At 68.0% G+C, this 15,197-nt stretch carries 12 protein-coding genes; 6 read left to right on the plus strand and 6 right to left on the minus strand.

The annotated features are described in order from the left end of the window. Positions 1-100 precede the first annotated feature (100 nt). The 3 genes from BWR19_09155 (at position 101) to BWR19_09165 (ending at position 3,179) form a co-directional block, all read left to right on the plus strand. Positions 101-751 (plus strand): carbonate dehydratase, encoded by a 651-nt coding sequence (locus BWR19_09155; protein ID APX93082.1) that lies wholly within the window; start codon positions 101-103, stop codon positions 749-751. Beyond that, positions 748-2,076 (plus strand): Xaa-Pro dipeptidase, encoded by a 1,329-nt coding sequence (locus BWR19_09160; protein ID APX93083.1) that lies wholly within the window; start codon positions 748-750, stop codon positions 2,074-2,076. The genes BWR19_09155 and BWR19_09160 overlap by 4 nt, the downstream gene beginning before the upstream one ends. 62 nt (positions 2,077-2,138) lie before the next feature. After that, positions 2,139-3,179 carry a hydrolase gene (locus BWR19_09165; protein APX93084.1) on the plus strand — a complete coding sequence of 347 codons (1,041 nt, stop codon included), beginning with the start codon at positions 2,139-2,141 and terminating at the stop codon, positions 3,177-3,179. Here the strand turns inward: BWR19_09165 and BWR19_09170 are convergent. Genes BWR19_09170 through BWR19_09185 form a run of 4 tightly spaced genes read right to left on the minus strand, consistent with a single transcriptional unit; the run spans position 3,160 to position 10,575 of the window. After that, positions 3,160-3,795 carry a peptide-methionine (S)-S-oxide reductase gene (locus tag BWR19_09170; GenBank protein ID APX93085.1) on the minus strand — a complete coding sequence of 212 codons (636 nt, stop codon included), beginning with the start codon at positions 3,793-3,795 and terminating at the stop codon, positions 3,160-3,162. The two genes, BWR19_09165 and BWR19_09170, sit on opposite strands and share 20 nt — an antisense overlap. A gap of 27 nt (positions 3,796-3,822) precedes the next feature. After that, positions 3,823-7,746: a hypothetical protein gene (locus tag BWR19_09175; protein ID APX93086.1), complete on the minus strand. Its 3,924-nt coding sequence runs from the start codon at positions 7,744-7,746 to the stop codon at positions 3,823-3,825. Between the two features lie 59 nt (positions 7,747-7,805). Then, entirely contained in the window at positions 7,806-9,680 is a 1,875-nt protein-coding gene (locus tag BWR19_09180; GenBank protein ID APX93087.1) for a hypothetical protein, read from the minus strand. A 1-nt stretch (position 9,681) separates the two neighbouring features. Beyond that, a complete protein-coding gene (locus BWR19_09185) occupies positions 9,682-10,575 on the minus strand; it encodes a hypothetical protein (GenBank protein APX93088.1) in 894 nt (297 codons plus the stop codon). A 173-nt stretch (positions 10,576-10,748) separates the two neighbouring features. Here BWR19_09185 and BWR19_09190 point away from each other — a divergent pair, with 173 nt between their 5' ends. Continuing rightward, positions 10,749-11,327 carry a superoxide dismutase gene (locus tag BWR19_09190; GenBank protein APX93089.1) on the plus strand — a complete coding sequence of 193 codons (579 nt, stop codon included), beginning with the start codon at positions 10,749-10,751 and terminating at the stop codon, positions 11,325-11,327. Between the two features lie 71 nt (positions 11,328-11,398). On the opposite strand, the gene BWR19_09195 is transcribed toward BWR19_09190, so the two are convergent. Beyond that, complete coding sequence (locus BWR19_09195) at positions 11,399-12,703, minus strand: UDP-glucose 6-dehydrogenase (GenBank protein APX93090.1); 1,305 nt, start codon at positions 12,701-12,703, stop codon at positions 11,399-11,401. 6 nt (positions 12,704-12,709) lie between these two features. Continuing rightward, positions 12,710-13,600 (minus strand): UTP--glucose-1-phosphate uridylyltransferase, encoded by an 891-nt coding sequence (locus tag BWR19_09200; protein APX93091.1) that lies wholly within the window; start codon positions 13,598-13,600, stop codon positions 12,710-12,712. Between the two features lie 166 nt (positions 13,601-13,766). Here BWR19_09200 and BWR19_09205 point away from each other — a divergent pair, with 166 nt between their 5' ends. Both BWR19_09205 and BWR19_09210 read left to right on the plus strand, forming a co-directional pair. Continuing rightward, entirely contained in the window at positions 13,767-14,516 is a 750-nt protein-coding gene (locus tag BWR19_09205; protein ID APX93092.1) for a bifunctional 3-demethylubiquinol 3-O-methyltransferase/2-polyprenyl-6-hydroxyphenol methylase, read from the plus strand. Continuing rightward, positions 14,516-15,193, plus strand: a complete 678-nt coding sequence (locus BWR19_09210) for a phosphoglycolate phosphatase (GenBank protein APX94972.1) — start codon at positions 14,516-14,518, stop codon at positions 15,191-15,193. The genes BWR19_09205 and BWR19_09210 overlap by 1 nt, the downstream gene beginning before the upstream one ends. The last annotated feature ends 4 nt before the right edge of the window (positions 15,194-15,197 follow it).

The raw sequence follows: 15,197 nt of genomic DNA on the forward strand, positions 1-15,197 counted from the left end.
CAGCCCTCGAGCAGCGCCGGGAGTGGCGATGGCGTTGACCGGCTGCCAGACTCACGGTAAAAGAAGCGCCACCCATGCCACTGCTACAGGTTTTCTCGCCATGAACGAACGCATGCAAGCACTGCTCGAGCGCAACCGCGAGTGGGCAGAGCAGATGCGCGAGCAGGATCCCGAGTTCTTTTCGCAGCTATCGCAGCAGCAGAACCCCGACTATCTGTGGATCGGTTGCTCCGACAGCCGCGTGCCGGCGAACCAGATCATCGACCTGCCCCCGGGCGAAGTCTTCGTCCACCGCAACGTCGCCAACCTGCTGCACAACAACGACATGAACGCCCTGTCGGTGGTGCAGTACGCGGTCGATGTACTCCAGGTCAAGCACATCATGGTGGTCGGCCACTACGGCTGTGGCGGGGTACGTGCCGCCGTTCAGGGTGGCGAGAACGGCATCGTCGACTTCTGGCTACACTCGGTGCGCGAGCTCTACAGCCGGCATCGCGACCAACTCGCCGAGCTGAGTCTCGACGAGCAGGTCGACCGCATGTGCGAGCTCAACGTCAAGGCCCAGGTCGACAACCTGGCGCGCAACAAGATCATTCAGCGCGCCTGGCAGCGCGACCAGCCGCTGGCCGTGCATGGCTGGGTGTATGGGCTGGGTGACGGCCGGGTTACCGATCTCGACTGCACCGTCGAGGGGCTTGACCAGGTGCCACAGCTCTACCGCGTCGATCGCCTCGATCCCATCGAGCCATGAGCGGCGCTGCGATGCACCACCGCGACGCCCTGCACCTGGCCCATCTGGATACGCTACAGCAGGCCTACGCCGAGCGCCTCGAGGAGGCAGGCGTTGACGCGCTGTGGATCTACAGCGGCGCTCCGCGCCTGCATTACGGAGACGATCAGGCGCCGACCTTTCGCGCCTACGGCCACTTCGTGCACTGGGCGCCGCTGCCCGAGCTGAGCCACAGCTGGCTGCTGATCCGTCCTGGTCACCCGCCGCTGCTACAGATCCATGCCCCCGCCGATTTCTGGCATCTGCCGGCGCAGCGACCGGAGGCCGCCTGGTGTGAGGCCTTCGAGATACGCCTTTGCGATGACGCCACGCCCCCCGGCTGCGTCGCGACGCGACGCGCGGTGATTGGCGACCTCGACGCCGAGCAGGCCCAGGCCATGGGCGCTACGCTCAACCCACCGGCGCTGCTTGACGCCCTCGACCGCGGCCGCCTGCACAAGACGCCCCACGAGCTGGCCTGCCTGCTGGACGCCAATCGCGCCGCGCTGGCCGGGCATGCCGCCGCCCAGCACGCCTTCGAGGCCGGTGCCGGCGAACTGGACATCCACCTCGCCTATCTGGCGGCCAGTCGTCAGCGCGAGTCGTCGCTGCCCTACGCCAGTATCGTGGGCCTCAACCAGCACGCCGGCGTGCTGCACTACCAGCACTATGATCCCAGGACGCCCAGCCAGCGCCATGCCCTGCTGGTGGATGCCGGCCATCGCGAGCTTGGCTACTGCGCCGACATCACCCGCACCTGGGCAGGCCCTGACGCTCCCGGCCTTTTCGTCTCGCTGCTCGAGGCGATGCAGTCGCTGCAGCGCGAGCTGATTAGCGCCTGTGCACCGGGCGTGACGTTCGTGGCGCTGCACCAGCACATGCATCATGCGCTGGCGGCGGTGCTCATCGAGCACGGCGTGATTCGCTGTTCCGCCGAGGCGGCGGTCCACGATGGGATAACGCGGGCCTTCTGCCCCCACGGCCTGGGCCACTCGCTGGGGCTCCAGGTCCACGACGTGGGCGGCAAGCAGGACGATGGCGGCCAACCGCTTGCGCCGCCGAGCAGCGACCCTGCCCTGCGCCTGACGCGCACCCTGACGCCGAACATGGTGGTGACCATCGAACCCGGCTGCTACGTGATTCCGATGCTGCTCGAGCCGCTGCGCGGCGGTCGTCTGGCCCAGCAGATCGAGTGGCCGCTGGTCGAGCAGTTGGCGCCCTGCGGCGGCATTCGCCTCGAGGACAATATCGCCATCACCGATAGCGGGCAGCGCAATCTGACCCAGCTGGCACACGGCGAACGCTGATACGGGTTGCGCGGCGGCGACAGCACGATAAGCTTGAAGTACGCCCATCCATCGAGGCCGGCATGTCACGTACCATCGTTCCCGCCGATTACGCACCACCGCGTGGCCTGAGCAATCGCCATGTTCAGACCCTGCTGCCGCGGATACTGCCGCGGCGCCGGCTGGCGCGGGATACCGAAATACTCAACCTGCCGGACGGTGACTTCGTCGAGCTGGCCTGGCTGCGCCAGGCGCCACCGCGCGACGATGCACCGCTGTTCATTCTCTTCCACGGCCTCGAGGGCTCGCTGGACTCCCCGTATGCCGGCGAGTTGCTGTGGAGTGCCCAGCAGGCCGGCTGGCGCGCGGTGATGATGCACTTTCGCGGTTGCGGCCAGGCGCCCAATCGCCTGGCGCGGGCCTACCACAGCGGCGATACCGCCGACGCCTACTGGGTGATCGGCCAGCTCGCCCAGCGCTACCCCCACGCCATCAAGGTCGCCGCCGGGGTGTCGCTGGGGGCCAACATGCTGGTCAAGCTGGTGGCGGAACAGGGCGGCGATGGACTCGATCTGGCCGGTGCCATCGCCATCTGCGCGCCCCTCGACCTGGCCGCCAGTGCCGATGCCTTGAACACCGGCTTCGCCCGGGTCTACCAGCGCCATCTGCTGCGCTCGCTGAAGCGCAAGGTGATGGCCAAGATGGCCCAGGGGCCCATGCCGATCGCACTGTCACCGCACCAGCTCAAGGAGCTCGACAGCTTCTGGGCCTACGACAACGAGGTCACCGCACCGCTGCACGGTTTCAGCTCGGCCAGCGATTACTATCGGCGCGCCTCGGCGGGTCGCCTGCTCGGCGATATCGAGCTGCCGACGCTGATCCTGCACGCCGCCGACGACCCCTTCATGCCCGGCGACCTGTTCGACCGCCTGCCGACACCCTCGGACTCGGTGCGCGTGGAGATCGCCCGCCACGGCGGCCACGTGGGCTTTCTCGAATACCGCCGCGGCGGGCTGCGTTCATGGCTGGGTCGGCGCGTCGCCGAGCAGCTCAACGACTGGTCGGCGCTGGGCAGCGCCGCCAGCGGGCAGCCGATCCCCTCGGCTAGCCGATCGGACAGCTGACGCCGGTGCCCTTCAGTCCGCAGTAGCCGTTGGGGTTCTTGGCCAGGTACTGCTGATGGTACTCCTCGGCCAGGTAAAACGCCTCGAGGGGGGCGATCTCGGTGGTGATGGCGCCCCGCCCAGCGCCTTGCAGCGCTTTTTGATAGGCGTCGCGACTGCCTTCGGCGGCCTCGAGCTGCGCCTCGTTGGTGGTGTAGATCGCCGAACGATACTGGCTGCCGCGGTCGTTGCCCTGGCGCATGCCCTGGGTCGGGTCATGGGCCTCCCAGAACACCTGCAGCAGCGTCGTGAACGGCATTCGGGCGGGGTCGTAGACCACCCGCACCACTTCGGTGTGGCCGGTCAGCCCGCTGCAGGTCTCCTCATAGGTCGGGTTGGGCGTATAGCCGCCGGCGTAACCCACTGCCGTGACGTACACCCCGGGAAGCTCCCAGAACAGCCGCTCGGCACCCCAGAAGCAGCCCAACCCCAACACCACCTGCTCATGGCCGTCGGGAAACGGCGGCAGCATGCTGGCGCCGTTGACTAGATGCCGGCCGCTCACGCGCAGCGCTGTGTCGCGCCCCGGCAGTGCGCGTTCGGGCTCCACCATGCCTGCCTTGTCACCCAATAGCATACCGCTCTCCTTTATCCTCTTGGCGCCTTAGCGCGCCTCTTCGGCACGTCCCAGGCTGAAGCTGTAGACCAGGTCAACGGCCTGGGCTGCTCCTGAGACAGCCTGCAGATACAGATTACGCCACAGCGTGTAGCGCAGCGTCAGCTCGGCAATCGGCGAGAAGATCCCGACCCCATAGCTGACGCGCAGATCGTCGGTCAGCTGCCCGCTGACCACCACCTGACTCTCGTCGCCGGTGCCGGCGGTCTCGAGCGCCAGGTCGTCGACGCCGAAGGCCTGACCGATCTGCCCCACGGCACCGCCGGTCTGTGACAGCGACAGGCCGATCAGCGCCGAGGCCAGGGCGCCGTCGGCGTCGCCCTCGCCAGGCGCCCGGCCGCGCAGCAGATAGGAGAGCGCGCGGCCCTCGTCCATCGATGGCTCCGAGAAGACCTGCAGGTCGGGGGCTTCAGCGGCGCCGGTCACCCGCAGCCCGGCGATCACGTCGTCTTCGGTGACGTTGGGATTGCGAATCGCCTCGAAGTCGAGCAGCGGTTGATCGGCGGGGCCGCTGAACAGCAGCTGCCCACGGCGAATCAACAGATCCTGTCCAAAGGCGCGGAAGCGGCCATCGACCAGGTTGACCTCGCCGAACAGTTGCACCGGCCCGGTCTGCTGGCGCACCTGCAGGTTGCCGCGCAGCCCACTCTCCAGTCCATAGGCCTCGAGCTGCATGTCGGGGCCCAGTGCCAGGTCGATCTGGACGTCGAGCTGAATCCCGGCCTCCGCCAGTGCCTGGGAGGTGGCTTCGTCGGCGCCCTCTTCGGCGCGTTCGGCGGCCCGCTCCGCTTCACGCTCGGCGCGGCGTTCGTCGCGCTCGCTGATGATCACTTCATCGCTGCTGGGGGTGATCGCCGAGGCCGGCATCTGGCCGATCTCGAGACGCGCCCAGGGCACATCGACCTGGCCGCGTACTTCGAGCCGCTCGGGGTCGGCCTCGATCGACAGGTTGGGTGCGATGCGCAGACGGCCGATATCGGGCAGCTCGGCGAGCAGCGGATCACGGCGACCGTCGAGGGTGATCGCCGCCTGCCAGGCATCGGCGGTGGGCCAACTGGCGCTGCCGTCGATGGTCAACTGGCCCTGCTCGGCGGCGATCAGGCCGCGGATATCGGCGCGGTCCCCGGCCAGCAGGATCTCCAGATTGCCGTCGCGCACCTCCACCGGCACGTCGCCGCCGCGTGCTTCCAGGCCGCTGAGACGGATATCGCCATCCAGGCTGGGCGAGGCCAGGCTGCCGCCGATGGCCACATCACCGCTCAACGTGCCTTCCAGGGTCTGCATATCCGCCACCAGCGCCTGGTAGGGCGCCAGGCGGATGTCATCAAGTACCAGGCGGCCGCTGAGCGGGCCCTGGTTGACCGGGTCATCGATATCGACGCTGAGGCGTATATCGCCGGCATCGGCCAGCGAGATGCCCAGCTCGGCCTCGGCGCGCGCCTGGCTGGCATCGATATCTAGGCGAAGTCGCGAGGCCGGCAGCTCCCAGGGCTGGCCGAAGGCATCCAGGCCGCTGAGTGCCAGGTCGCTGCCAAGGCCCAGGGCGAGTGACCAGCGGCTGCCGCCCGCCGCCCATTCGGCGCGCAGGTCGGCCTGGGTCTCGCCGTCCACCGACCAGCCCTCGGGCATGAACTCCTCGAGCAGCGACATGGGTAGATCGCTTATCGCCAGCGCCGCACTGCCCTGCTCGCCGCTGGCGCGCAGGGTATCGGTCACGCACAGGCGTCCGCCGCGGTCGTAGACCAGGCAGAAAGGCTGCACCTGCACGCTGCCGGCGTCGAGGTTGGCGGCCAGCTCGATGGGCTGGTCGAGCCGCACGTCGCCGTGCTCGCTGTCGACCTCGAGCGGCGACAGGCTCGCCCGGTAGCGATCGCGGGCCTGGTTCATGCTGCCGTCGAGGGCCAGCGCCGCCCGCGATAGCGGCATGCCGGGGCCGGCAAGGGCCTCGAGTTCGAGGCGATGGGCGGACAGTCGACCGTCGAGGCCGAGGCTGACGCTGGAGAAGCGCTGGCCGCCGGCGTTGAGCTGCTCGATCTCGAGTGCCGCGTCGAGGCTCGGGTCGTCGAGGCCGCTGACCCGCGCGCTCAGCGTCAGCTGTTCGAGACGGTTGTCGGCGGCGGAGAGCGAATCGCCGACCAGCTCGAGGCGCAGCTGCGGCGCCTCGAGGGTGCCAGCGACGTCGAAATCGCCCTGCAGGCTGCCGCCCAGTTCCTGTGACAGCGCGGCGAGGTCGGGCGCACGCAGGCTGCCGCTCAGGTCGAGGCGCTCGGCGACGCGGCCGCGGGCGGTGAGACGATTGTCCGCCTGGCGCAGATCGAGGTTGGCAATGTCCCACTGCATCTCGCTGTTGCCACTCAGCTCGGCGTCCAGGGCCAGCGGCAGGTCCTGCAGCTCGCCGCGGATGCTCAGTGCGGGGACGTCCAGCGCCCAGCCTTCGGGTGACTGGGCGAAGCCCAGCCGGGCATTGCCGCTGAGCCGGCCCTGAACCGCATCGGTGAAGGCGCCGGGGTCGAGATTGTTGAGCTGCAGTCGGGTGCTGACGTCTACCCCGTCGGACCAGCGCACCTCACCGTGGCTGATCAGCGAGCCGGCCTGCTGCACGGTGACCGATAGCGGCGTCCAGTTGAAGTGCTCGAGGTCGCCATTGCCGTTCAATGCCAGGCGCGTGGCGGGCAGCTCGGGGCCCTCGGCATTGACCGACAGCGCGGCCTGATACTCGAGCAGGCTACCCTCGAGGCGCAGCACCAGGTCGTTGAGGGCATAGGGCGGTTCGGCGTCCTCGTCACGCATCGCCGCCAACGGCCACTCGAGTCGCTCGGCGCGGGCAGTGACGCGCATCGGCAGCGTGGGATCGAGGACGTCGAGGCGAGCCGTGATCTGGCTAGCGAGCTGGCCGCGAGTGGTCAGTTGGGCGTCGAGTACGGCGAGGCTGCCGGCTAGCGTAAGGCTGAACCGCTCGCCGGCCAGTTCGGGCATTATCTCCGGGAGAAAGAGTTCGCCGTCGAGTTGCGCCTCGAGCGGATAGTCGTCGCGCAGCGTGACGCTGGCGGCCAGCGACAGGTCCGCGTCGGCGGTAGCCAGCTCGAGACTCGTCACATCGACCTGCTGGCCCGTGGCGCTGATCGCCAGCGCCAGGCGCTCGACGCGATATTCGACGGGGCCTTGGAGCTCACTGTCGAGGATCTCCAGGGATGGCACGCTGACGTTGAGCGGCAGCGAGATCTCCGGCAGCGCGATACGCTCGCGCTCCTCCAGCGGCAGGCTGGCCAGCCCCTCCAGCTCGGCCGCGGCTTGCGCGGGGAGCGGCGACTGGGCGGCGATGGCGGCATCGATGGCCGCGGCCTCGATACGCGGCGTGGCGTCGTCCTCGGGGGGCAGTGCCAGCCTGGCCCCCGGCGTCAGCGGCAGCATGACGCGCAGGCCGTGCAGCTGGGTGGCATGCAGCTCGAGGTCGCTGCCGGTGGCAGTGGCGCCGCTGGTAAAACGCTCCCAGTGCAGACGGGTGCCGTCGCCGAGCTGGATATCGATATCCTCGAGGGACAGCGATCGGAGCTCGATGGGGAACGGCAGGGAGATCGGCCCGCTATCGTCGGCCGTCTCCGCGGCCGGCACCGGGTCATCGGTAGCCGGATCGCCAGCCGCCAGCCGCACGCTCAGCCCGCGTACCGCCAGGCGTTCGATGCACAGTCGGCCGCTGAGCAGGCAGTCATCGGCCCAGGCCAGTTCGAACTCCGCCAGGCTGACGCTGGCGGGCCCGGCGTCGAGCCGTAGCCCGTCGAGTTGCAGGCGATCGAGCGGTGCGCCCTGCGCCGATTCATAGCTGTACCAGCCGCGCTGCTGTCCCTGTTCCAGCAATATTCCGGTGCCCCACGGCGACAGCGCAAGGCCGAGCGCGAAAATCACCAGTCCCATCAGCCATAGCGGCAGCCAAAGTGCGGCGCGTACCAGCGCCCAGATCAGTCGTGTAATGGTCAGAACTCCGGTCCGATCGCGAAGTGAATTCGCCAGTCGTTGTCGTCGTCATCAAGCGGATGGGCCACATCGAAGCGGATGGGACCCACCGGTGAGATCCAGCGCACCCCGAGGCCGACCCCGGTATTGAGCTGGTCGGGGCCCCAGTCATCGAAGGCGTCGCCGGTGTCCACGAAGGTTGCTCCCCACCAGTCGCCGGTGACGCGGCGCTGGTATTCGAGGCTGGCGGTGAGCAGCTGCTGACCGCCGAGCCGGGACCCCTCCTCGTCGCGCGGCGTCAGCGTCTCGAAGGCGTAGCCGCGCACCGTCCGATCGCCACCGGTAAAGAAGCGCAGCGAGGGTGGCATGCGCTCGAACTCGGAGGTCTCGATGCTGCCCAGGCCTAACCGACCGATGAAACGGTTGTCCCGTCCCAGCATGCGGATCCACTGCGAGTCGGCGGTGGTGCGGAAGAACTCGATATCCGAGCCCCAGGCGGTGTTCGAGTACTCGAAGGCGACCCGCTGGCGATCGCCCCAGCTGGGGAAACGCGGGTTGCGGGTGCGGGTGCGCGACCAACTGATGCCGGGATAGAGCAGAAAGGTCTGATCGTCGTCGACCCCCTGGGTGAAATCTTCGAAGGTGCTGCGCAGGTAGGCGCTCTGTACCCAGCCGTTGTCGAACTCCCAGCGTCGCGCCAGCTCCACCGAGGCCTCGAGGCTACGGGTATCGTCGCTGTCGCGGTGGCGAAACCCGTACTGCAGCCGATAGCTGTCGCGCAGCGGGTCTTCCAGCGGTATCGCATACTCGCCGGTGAAGCGCTGCTCGGGCCCTGAGAGAAACAGATCGTGGTTGAGGCTATGACCGAGGCTGTTGATCCACGGCTGATTCCAGCCCAGGCGCATGCGCGGTCCCACATCGGTGGCATAGCCTATCCCGACCTCGAACTGGTGACGGTCGGCCGGCACCAGATTGACGTCGATGGGCACCTCCAGCGACTGCGGGGTCAGGGCACGTACCGCGGCAAGGCTCTGGGCGCTGATCATCGGCCCCTCGATCGGGGTGTCGGCCGGGGGCGCCGCGGGGGCGCCCTCACCTTGCAGGTCAGCCTGCTGCCACCAGCCGGGCCCGGCGGGGGCATCCAGCGCCAGGCTGGTGTCGCCGCCGACCCGCGGACGCACGCTCATCGAACTGAACCAGTTGCTCTGCCCCAGGCGCTGGTTGTAGCGGGCGATATCGCCGGCCAGATAGGGGTCGCCCGGCTCGAACGGCAGCATGCGACGCAGGCGATCCTCGTCGATGTGGCTGCCGTGGAAGCGCGGTTCGCCGAAGCGGTAGCGCGGCCCGCTGTCGAGGGTCAGATAGAGACGTGCGCTCTGTTCCCAGGGCCGCACTTCCATGCGCCGATCGATAAAGCGCGAATCGAAGTAGCCGCGCTCCAGCGACAGCGACGAGAGGCGGTTGCGCAGGCGATCGTAGGGAGCATGTTCGAGGGGATCGCCTTCGCTGAGCGGAAAGTCAGCGACGGCGTCGATGAAATTCTGGTCGCGCCGGGCTTCGCCGCGCACCTGGAAGTCCAGCGACTGGATCACCACTTGCGGCCCCGGCTCGACCATCACCGTGACACGCTCCACCGGGTCGCCGGCAAACCCCAGCTGCAGCTGGGGCTCATAGTACCCGAAGACGCGCAGCGCCTCGCGGCTGCGGCGGCGCACTACCGACTCCAGCCGGGACTGGCTGTACTGCGCGGCATCCAGGCCATCCAGGTAGAGCACGATGTTGTCGGCAGCTCGGCCGCTAATGCCTTCGACGTCGGCATCCAGTGCCCAGGCCGGCGCGAGACTTGTCAGGCAGACGAGGCCCGCCGTCAGGCGCATCAAAGCGCGACATTCCATATCAGTTTCCCAGCTGGCTCTGAATGACTTCGAGTTGTGCACTGGTCGCGAGCTGCGACTGGCGGAGCTCCGTCAATTCTCCGCGAGTCGAGCTCAGGCTCTCGCGCAGGTCGGTCAATGCCTGCTGATCATCCTCGCGCTGGGCATCCAGTTGCTCGAGCGAGGCCTGGAGCGCATCCAGGTCGTCGACCATCTGATCGAGACGCTGCGGGTCGAATGCCGGCTGCTCATCGAGTCGCGTGGCCAGGGCCTGCTGCGCCTCTTCCAGGCGTTCCAGCCGTGGCTCGAGTTCACCCCACTCATCGCTGAGCGATGCCAGCGCCGGTGCCTGTTCATCGACGCGGCTCTCGAGGCGCTCGAGGCGGCTGCCGAGCGCGGCCCTGGCCTGCTCGCCGCCCTCCTCCAGGGCATCCAGCGACTGACGAACCACGCCCACCAGCGACTCGAGTGACGCCATGTCCTCGCTCAGCGTGGCATGCTGTGCCGCCAGCTGCTCGACCGCTTCGTCCTCAGCGCTGGCCACGCGTATCGACTCGATCAACTGCTCCTGCTCCTCGAGACGATCACGCAGCGCCTGCTGACCCTCGGCCACGGCTCCCAGGCGCTCAGTGATCGGCTCGAGCTCACTGTCCTGCTCGTCATCGAAGCCGTCGAAACGCGCATGCACGTTGGACAGCTGCCCCTCAAGGCGGTCCAGCTCGCGCTGCAGCTGCAGGCGCTCCTGCCAGGCGGCATACGCCAGTCCGGCGAGCCCGGCGAGCAGGACCACCAGCATCAACCACAGCGGCCACAGCCGAGCACTTCGCGGATGACGAAGGTGATCGGCCGTCAGGCTGGTATTGACATCGGGGACGATGGGCGATGAAAGGCGCCGTTCCTCCGGGCGCTCGGCCATAGCGTGACTCCTTGCCGTGAGAGCGTCATGCGACGAACGGGTAACTACCCCGCGATGGGCGGTATCGGCCCGCCCCGTCATTGGCGAGCATACCCTAGGCTGCTATGATCTGGCGACACCGCTTACGCATATATGGTTGCAGCGCAAGGCTTTTTGCAGGAGCACTAGGCACCATGGCATTCGAACTCCCCGCCCTGCCGTACGACAAGGGCGCGCTGGCGCCTCATCTCTCCGCCGAAGCCCTGGAGTACCATCACGGCAAGCACCATCAGGCCCACGTGGATCAACTCAATGCGCTGGTGGAGGGCACCCAATACGATGGCCAGTCCCTGGAAGCGATCATTCGATCCGCCACCGGCCCGCTGTTCAACGAGGCTGCTCAGGCCTGGAACCATACCTTCTTCTGGCACTGCCTGTCGCCCCAGGGGGGCGGAGAGCCAGCGGCTGAGCTGGGCGAGGCGATCAATGCCCAATACGCCAGCTTCGCGGCATTCAAGGAGGCGTTCAATGGCGTCGCACTGAGCCACTTCGGCGCCGGCTGGATCTGGCTCATCAAGCGTGCCGACGGCGGCCTGGAGATCCTCGCGACCCACGATGCCGACACCCCCATCGCCCACGAGCAGACGCCGCTGCTGGTCGTCGACGTCTGGGAGCACGCCTACTACATCGACTACCGCCACGCCCGCGCCAAGTATCTCGAAGCCATCTGGCAGTTGATCAACTGGGCGTTCGTCGACCAGAACTACCGTTGAGAGGCCCACCCTTGGACCAGGCCACGCCGAGCGGGGCCTGAGGGTGTGTCATGCCCACCAGGCCGTCCGGGTCAAGGGTCGGCGCGACGACCGATACCGCGATAGGTCAACCCACGGGCGGCGACATAGGCGGGATCGTAGATATTGCGGCCGTCGAGCACCAGGCGCTTGCTCAGCGACTCGCCGAGACGCCGCCAGTCAGGGTTCCAGTAGCACTTCCATTCGGTAACCAGCATCAGCGCATCGGCGCCCTCACAGGCTGCGTAGGGATCGTCCTCGCACAGCGTCAACAGCGGATGCTCGCCGACCTCCTTGCGCAGCGCCGGCAGCGCTGCCGGGTCGTGGAGGCGCACTTGCACGCCCTGGGCCCACAGCGCGCGCAGCAGCGTCAGCACCGGCGCATGGTCGATACGGGCGGTGCCAGGTTTGAAGGCGGCCCCCCACACGGCCACGGTGAGCCCCTCCAACTGGCCGTGGAAGTGCCCCCACAGCTTGCGAAACAGCGTCTCCTTCTTGTGCTCATTGATGTCCAGGACCTGCTCGAGCAGGGCCGACTCGCGGCCGCTGGCCGACTGCACGTCGGCCAGGCGCATCAGGTCGCGGGAGAAGTTGGGGCCGCCGAAGCCGCAGCCCGGATACAGGTACTGATAGCCGATGCGCGGATCGGCGCCCATCCCCTGACGCACGTGTTCGACGTCGACGCCCAGCGAGTCGGCGAGCCCCGCCACCTCGTTCATGTAGCTGATACGGGTCGCCAGCATGCCGTTGATGGAGAGCTTGGTGAGCTCGGCGGCGCGCCGCGGCATGCGCTGGAAGCTATCGCTGCGACGATTGAAAGCGCGCAGCAGTTCGCGCACCTGGGCGGCGGCCTGGTCGTCCTCGCAGCCCAGCAGCCAGCGACTGGGCCGCGTGAAGGCCTGCCAGGCGCGCCCCTCCTCGAGCATGTCGGGCAGCGCCACCGCCACCTGGCCGGCGTGCCCGAGCAGCGCTTCCAACTGCTCGGTGTCGCCTACCGGGAAGGTCGAGTTGTTGACCACCACCAGCGGCGTGGACTGCAGCCCGGCGATCTGGTCGACGCTGTGGGTGGCCAGCTCCCGCTGGTCGGGGGCCAGCGCCAACCACAGCACGTCGAGCGGCTCGTCGCCGACCAGCGCGGCCACCTCGACTCCGTCATCGGCAATCTTCAGGGCGCCGCCACGCTGGGCTTCCTTGAGCTGATGCAGCAGTTCCGGCTCGCGGATCAGCCAATCGGCCTGCTCGAGCTCGCGCCACGGGTGCTGTGCCAGCGTCAGCCATGCCACTCGGTGTCCGACGCTGGCCAGCGCTGCGGCGGCGGTGGCCGCCGCCAGCTCACTTCCTTGTACCAAGACACGCATCGTGGATTACTCCTTGGCGGCGTACTTATCGAGCAGCTCGGCGAAGCCCTCGGCGTACTTGGGATGACGCTTGGCAAACGCCAGGGTCGCTTCCAGATAGCCAAGCTGGTGCCCGCAGTCGTAGGTGGCGCCGCGCATGCGATAGGCCGCCACGCCCTCGCGGGCGCGCAGCGCATCGATGGCGTCGGTGAGCTGGATCTCGTTGCCGGCACCGGGCGGCGTCTCGGCAAGCAGCGGAAAGATCGCCCCGGGCAGCAGATAGCGACCGATCACCGCCAGGGTCGAAGGGGCCTCCTCGACCTTGGGCTTCTCGACCACCTGGGCCATGGGGGCCGACTCGCCGGGCGCCGGCGTGTCGCCGTCGATAGCCACGATGCCGTACTTGTAGACCAGCTCGCGGGGCACGTTCTCGACCATGATCTGCGACTGGCCGCTGGCGGCGAAGGCCTCGATCATGCCACCCAGGTCATTGCCGCTGAGGCCATCATCGTCGACCAGCACATCGGGCAGCAGCACGGCAAAGGGCTCGTCGTCGCCGATCACCGGCCGCGCGCAGAGCACCGCATGGCCGAGTCCCAGCGGCTCGGGCTGGCGTACGCTGATGATCTTGACGTCGCCGGGAATGATATTGCGCAGCTCCTCGAGCAGCTCGGTCTTGCCCTTGGCCTCGAGGCTGGCTTCGAGCTCGAAATGCTTGTCGAAGTGGTTCTCGATCGCCGCCTTGCTGGAGTGGGTGACCAGCACGATCTCCTTGATGCCAGCGGCCACCGCCTCTTCCACCACGTACTGGATCACCGGCTTGTCGACGATGGTGATCATCTCCTTGGGGATGGCTTTCGACGCGGGTAGGCAGCGCGTGCCGAGGCCAGCTACCGGAAGTACGGCCTTGCGGATCATCGGGATCCCTCCTGATCGTGAGTGCCGCTCGATTATGCCATAGCTATCCCGCCAGCGGATGACGCGGAGCGGCGACAGTCCGCCCTATCGCTGCGCGATGGACGGACAAGTGGTCACCGGTAAGCGTAGAATGGGGCGACCCCGATGCATATACATGAGGCACGAGATGACAGCCACACAGGATTCGGCACAGCACCACGCCGACACGGACCAGGCCAACGTCGATCACGCCGAGGTCGCCAAGTTCGAGGCGCTGGCCAGCCGCTGGTGGGACAGGGACAGTGAGTTCAAGCCGCTCCACGACATCAATCCGCTGCGCCTCGATTTCATCGATGCGCGCGCCGGCCTGGCCGGCAAGACGGTGATCGACGTCGGCTGTGGCGGCGGTATCCTCGCCGAGGCCATGGCCCATCGCGGCGCCACCGTGACCGGCATCGACATGGGCGAGGCGCCGCTGGCCGTTGCGCGGCTTCACCAAGAGGAGAGCGGTGTGACGGTCGACTACCGCCAGGCCAGCGCCGAGCAGATGGCCAGCCGCCACCCCGGTGAGTTCGACTTGGTGACCTGCCTGGAGATGCTCGAGCACGTCCCCGACCCGGCCTCGGTAGTGCGCGCCTGCGCGACCCTGGTCAAGCCCGGCGGCCAGGTGTTCTTCTCGACCATCAACCGCAACCCCAAGGCCTACGCCTTTGCGATTATCGGCGCCGAGTACCTGCTGCGGCTGCTGCCCCGCGGCACCCACGACTATCGCAAGCTGATCCGCCCCGCCGAACTGTCGAGCTGGTGCCGCGCCACCGGGCTCAAGGTGCGCGAGCAGAGCGGGCTGGTCTACAACCCGCTGACCCGGCACTACCGGCTGTCGCCACGCGACGTGTCGGTCAACTATCTGATGCACGCCAGCCGCGAGCTGCCATGATGTCCTCCAAGACCGCGGCAGCGCCGCCCCGCGCACTGCTGTTCGACCTCGACGGCACCCTGGTCGACACCGCGCCCGACCTGGCCCGTGCCACCAATGAACTGCGTGCCCATCACGGCCTCGCCCCGCTGCCCTACCCGCAGATTCGGCAGCAGGTCTCCAACGGTGGCAGTGCGCTGGTCAGCCTGGCACTGGGGCTGGCCAGCGAGCATGTCGATCACGCGGCGGCACGCGCCTTTCTGCTCGATGCCTACGGCCGTGATGTCGCCAGTCAGAGTCGCCTGTTCGATGGCCTCGAGCGCCTGCTTGCCGAGTGGGCGCTGCCACCCCGGGCCTGGGGGATCGTCACCAACAAGCCCCGCGCCTATGCGGCGCCGCTCATCGAGGCCCTGCAGCTGGCCCCCGGCGCGCTGCTCTGCGCCGACGATCTAGCGCTCAAGAAGCCGGCCCCCGAGCCACTTTGGGAAGCGGCGCGTCGCCTGGCGGTGACACCCGTGGAGTGCTGGTACATCGGTGACCACCTGCGCGACATGGAGGCCGCGCGCAGTGCCGGCATGACCGCGGTGGCGGTAGGCTATGGCTATATTGCCGAAGAGGACGACATCGGCCGCTGGCCGGCGGACCTGTGGTTCGAGACCCCGGAAGAGCTGGTGGGGGCCTTGATCCGGGAGGCGTGAGCAG

Origin of the sequence: Halomonas sp. 1513 (genome assembly GCA_001971685.1) — a bacterium.
Taxonomy (GTDB): Bacteria; Pseudomonadota; Gammaproteobacteria; order Pseudomonadales; family Halomonadaceae; genus Franzmannia.

What these genes read in the sequence shown, in the direction of transcription:
- BWR19_09185 (APX93088.1), bottom strand. Translation starts at nt 10,575, where the DNA reads ATGGCCGAGCGCCCGGAGGAACGGCGCCTTTCATCGCCCATCGTCCCC.
- BWR19_09205 (APX93092.1), top strand. Translation starts at nt 13,767, where the DNA reads ATGACAGCCACACAGGATTCGGCACAGCACCACGCCGACACGGACCAG.
- BWR19_09175 (APX93086.1), bottom strand. Translation starts at nt 7,746, where the DNA reads ATGGGACTGGTGATTTTCGCGCTCGGCCTTGCGCTGTCGCCGTGGGGC.
- BWR19_09210 (APX94972.1), top strand. Translation starts at nt 14,516, where the DNA reads ATGTCCTCCAAGACCGCGGCAGCGCCGCCCCGCGCACTGCTGTTCGAC.
- BWR19_09180 (APX93087.1), bottom strand. Translation starts at nt 9,680, where the DNA reads ATGGAATGTCGCGCTTTGATGCGCCTGACGGCGGGCCTCGTCTGCCTG.
- BWR19_09155 (APX93082.1), top strand. Translation starts at nt 101, where the DNA reads ATGAACGAACGCATGCAAGCACTGCTCGAGCGCAACCGCGAGTGGGCA.
- BWR19_09170 (APX93085.1), bottom strand. Translation starts at nt 3,795, where the DNA reads ATGCTATTGGGTGACAAGGCAGGCATGGTGGAGCCCGAACGCGCACTG.
- BWR19_09190 (APX93089.1), top strand. Translation starts at nt 10,749, where the DNA reads ATGGCATTCGAACTCCCCGCCCTGCCGTACGACAAGGGCGCGCTGGCG.
- BWR19_09200 (APX93091.1), bottom strand. Translation starts at nt 13,600, where the DNA reads ATGATCCGCAAGGCCGTACTTCCGGTAGCTGGCCTCGGCACGCGCTGC.
- BWR19_09160 (APX93083.1), top strand. Translation starts at nt 748, where the DNA reads ATGAGCGGCGCTGCGATGCACCACCGCGACGCCCTGCACCTGGCCCAT.
- BWR19_09195 (APX93090.1), bottom strand. Translation starts at nt 12,703, where the DNA reads ATGCGTGTCTTGGTACAAGGAAGTGAGCTGGCGGCGGCCACCGCCGCC.
- BWR19_09165 (APX93084.1), top strand. Translation starts at nt 2,139, where the DNA reads ATGTCACGTACCATCGTTCCCGCCGATTACGCACCACCGCGTGGCCTG.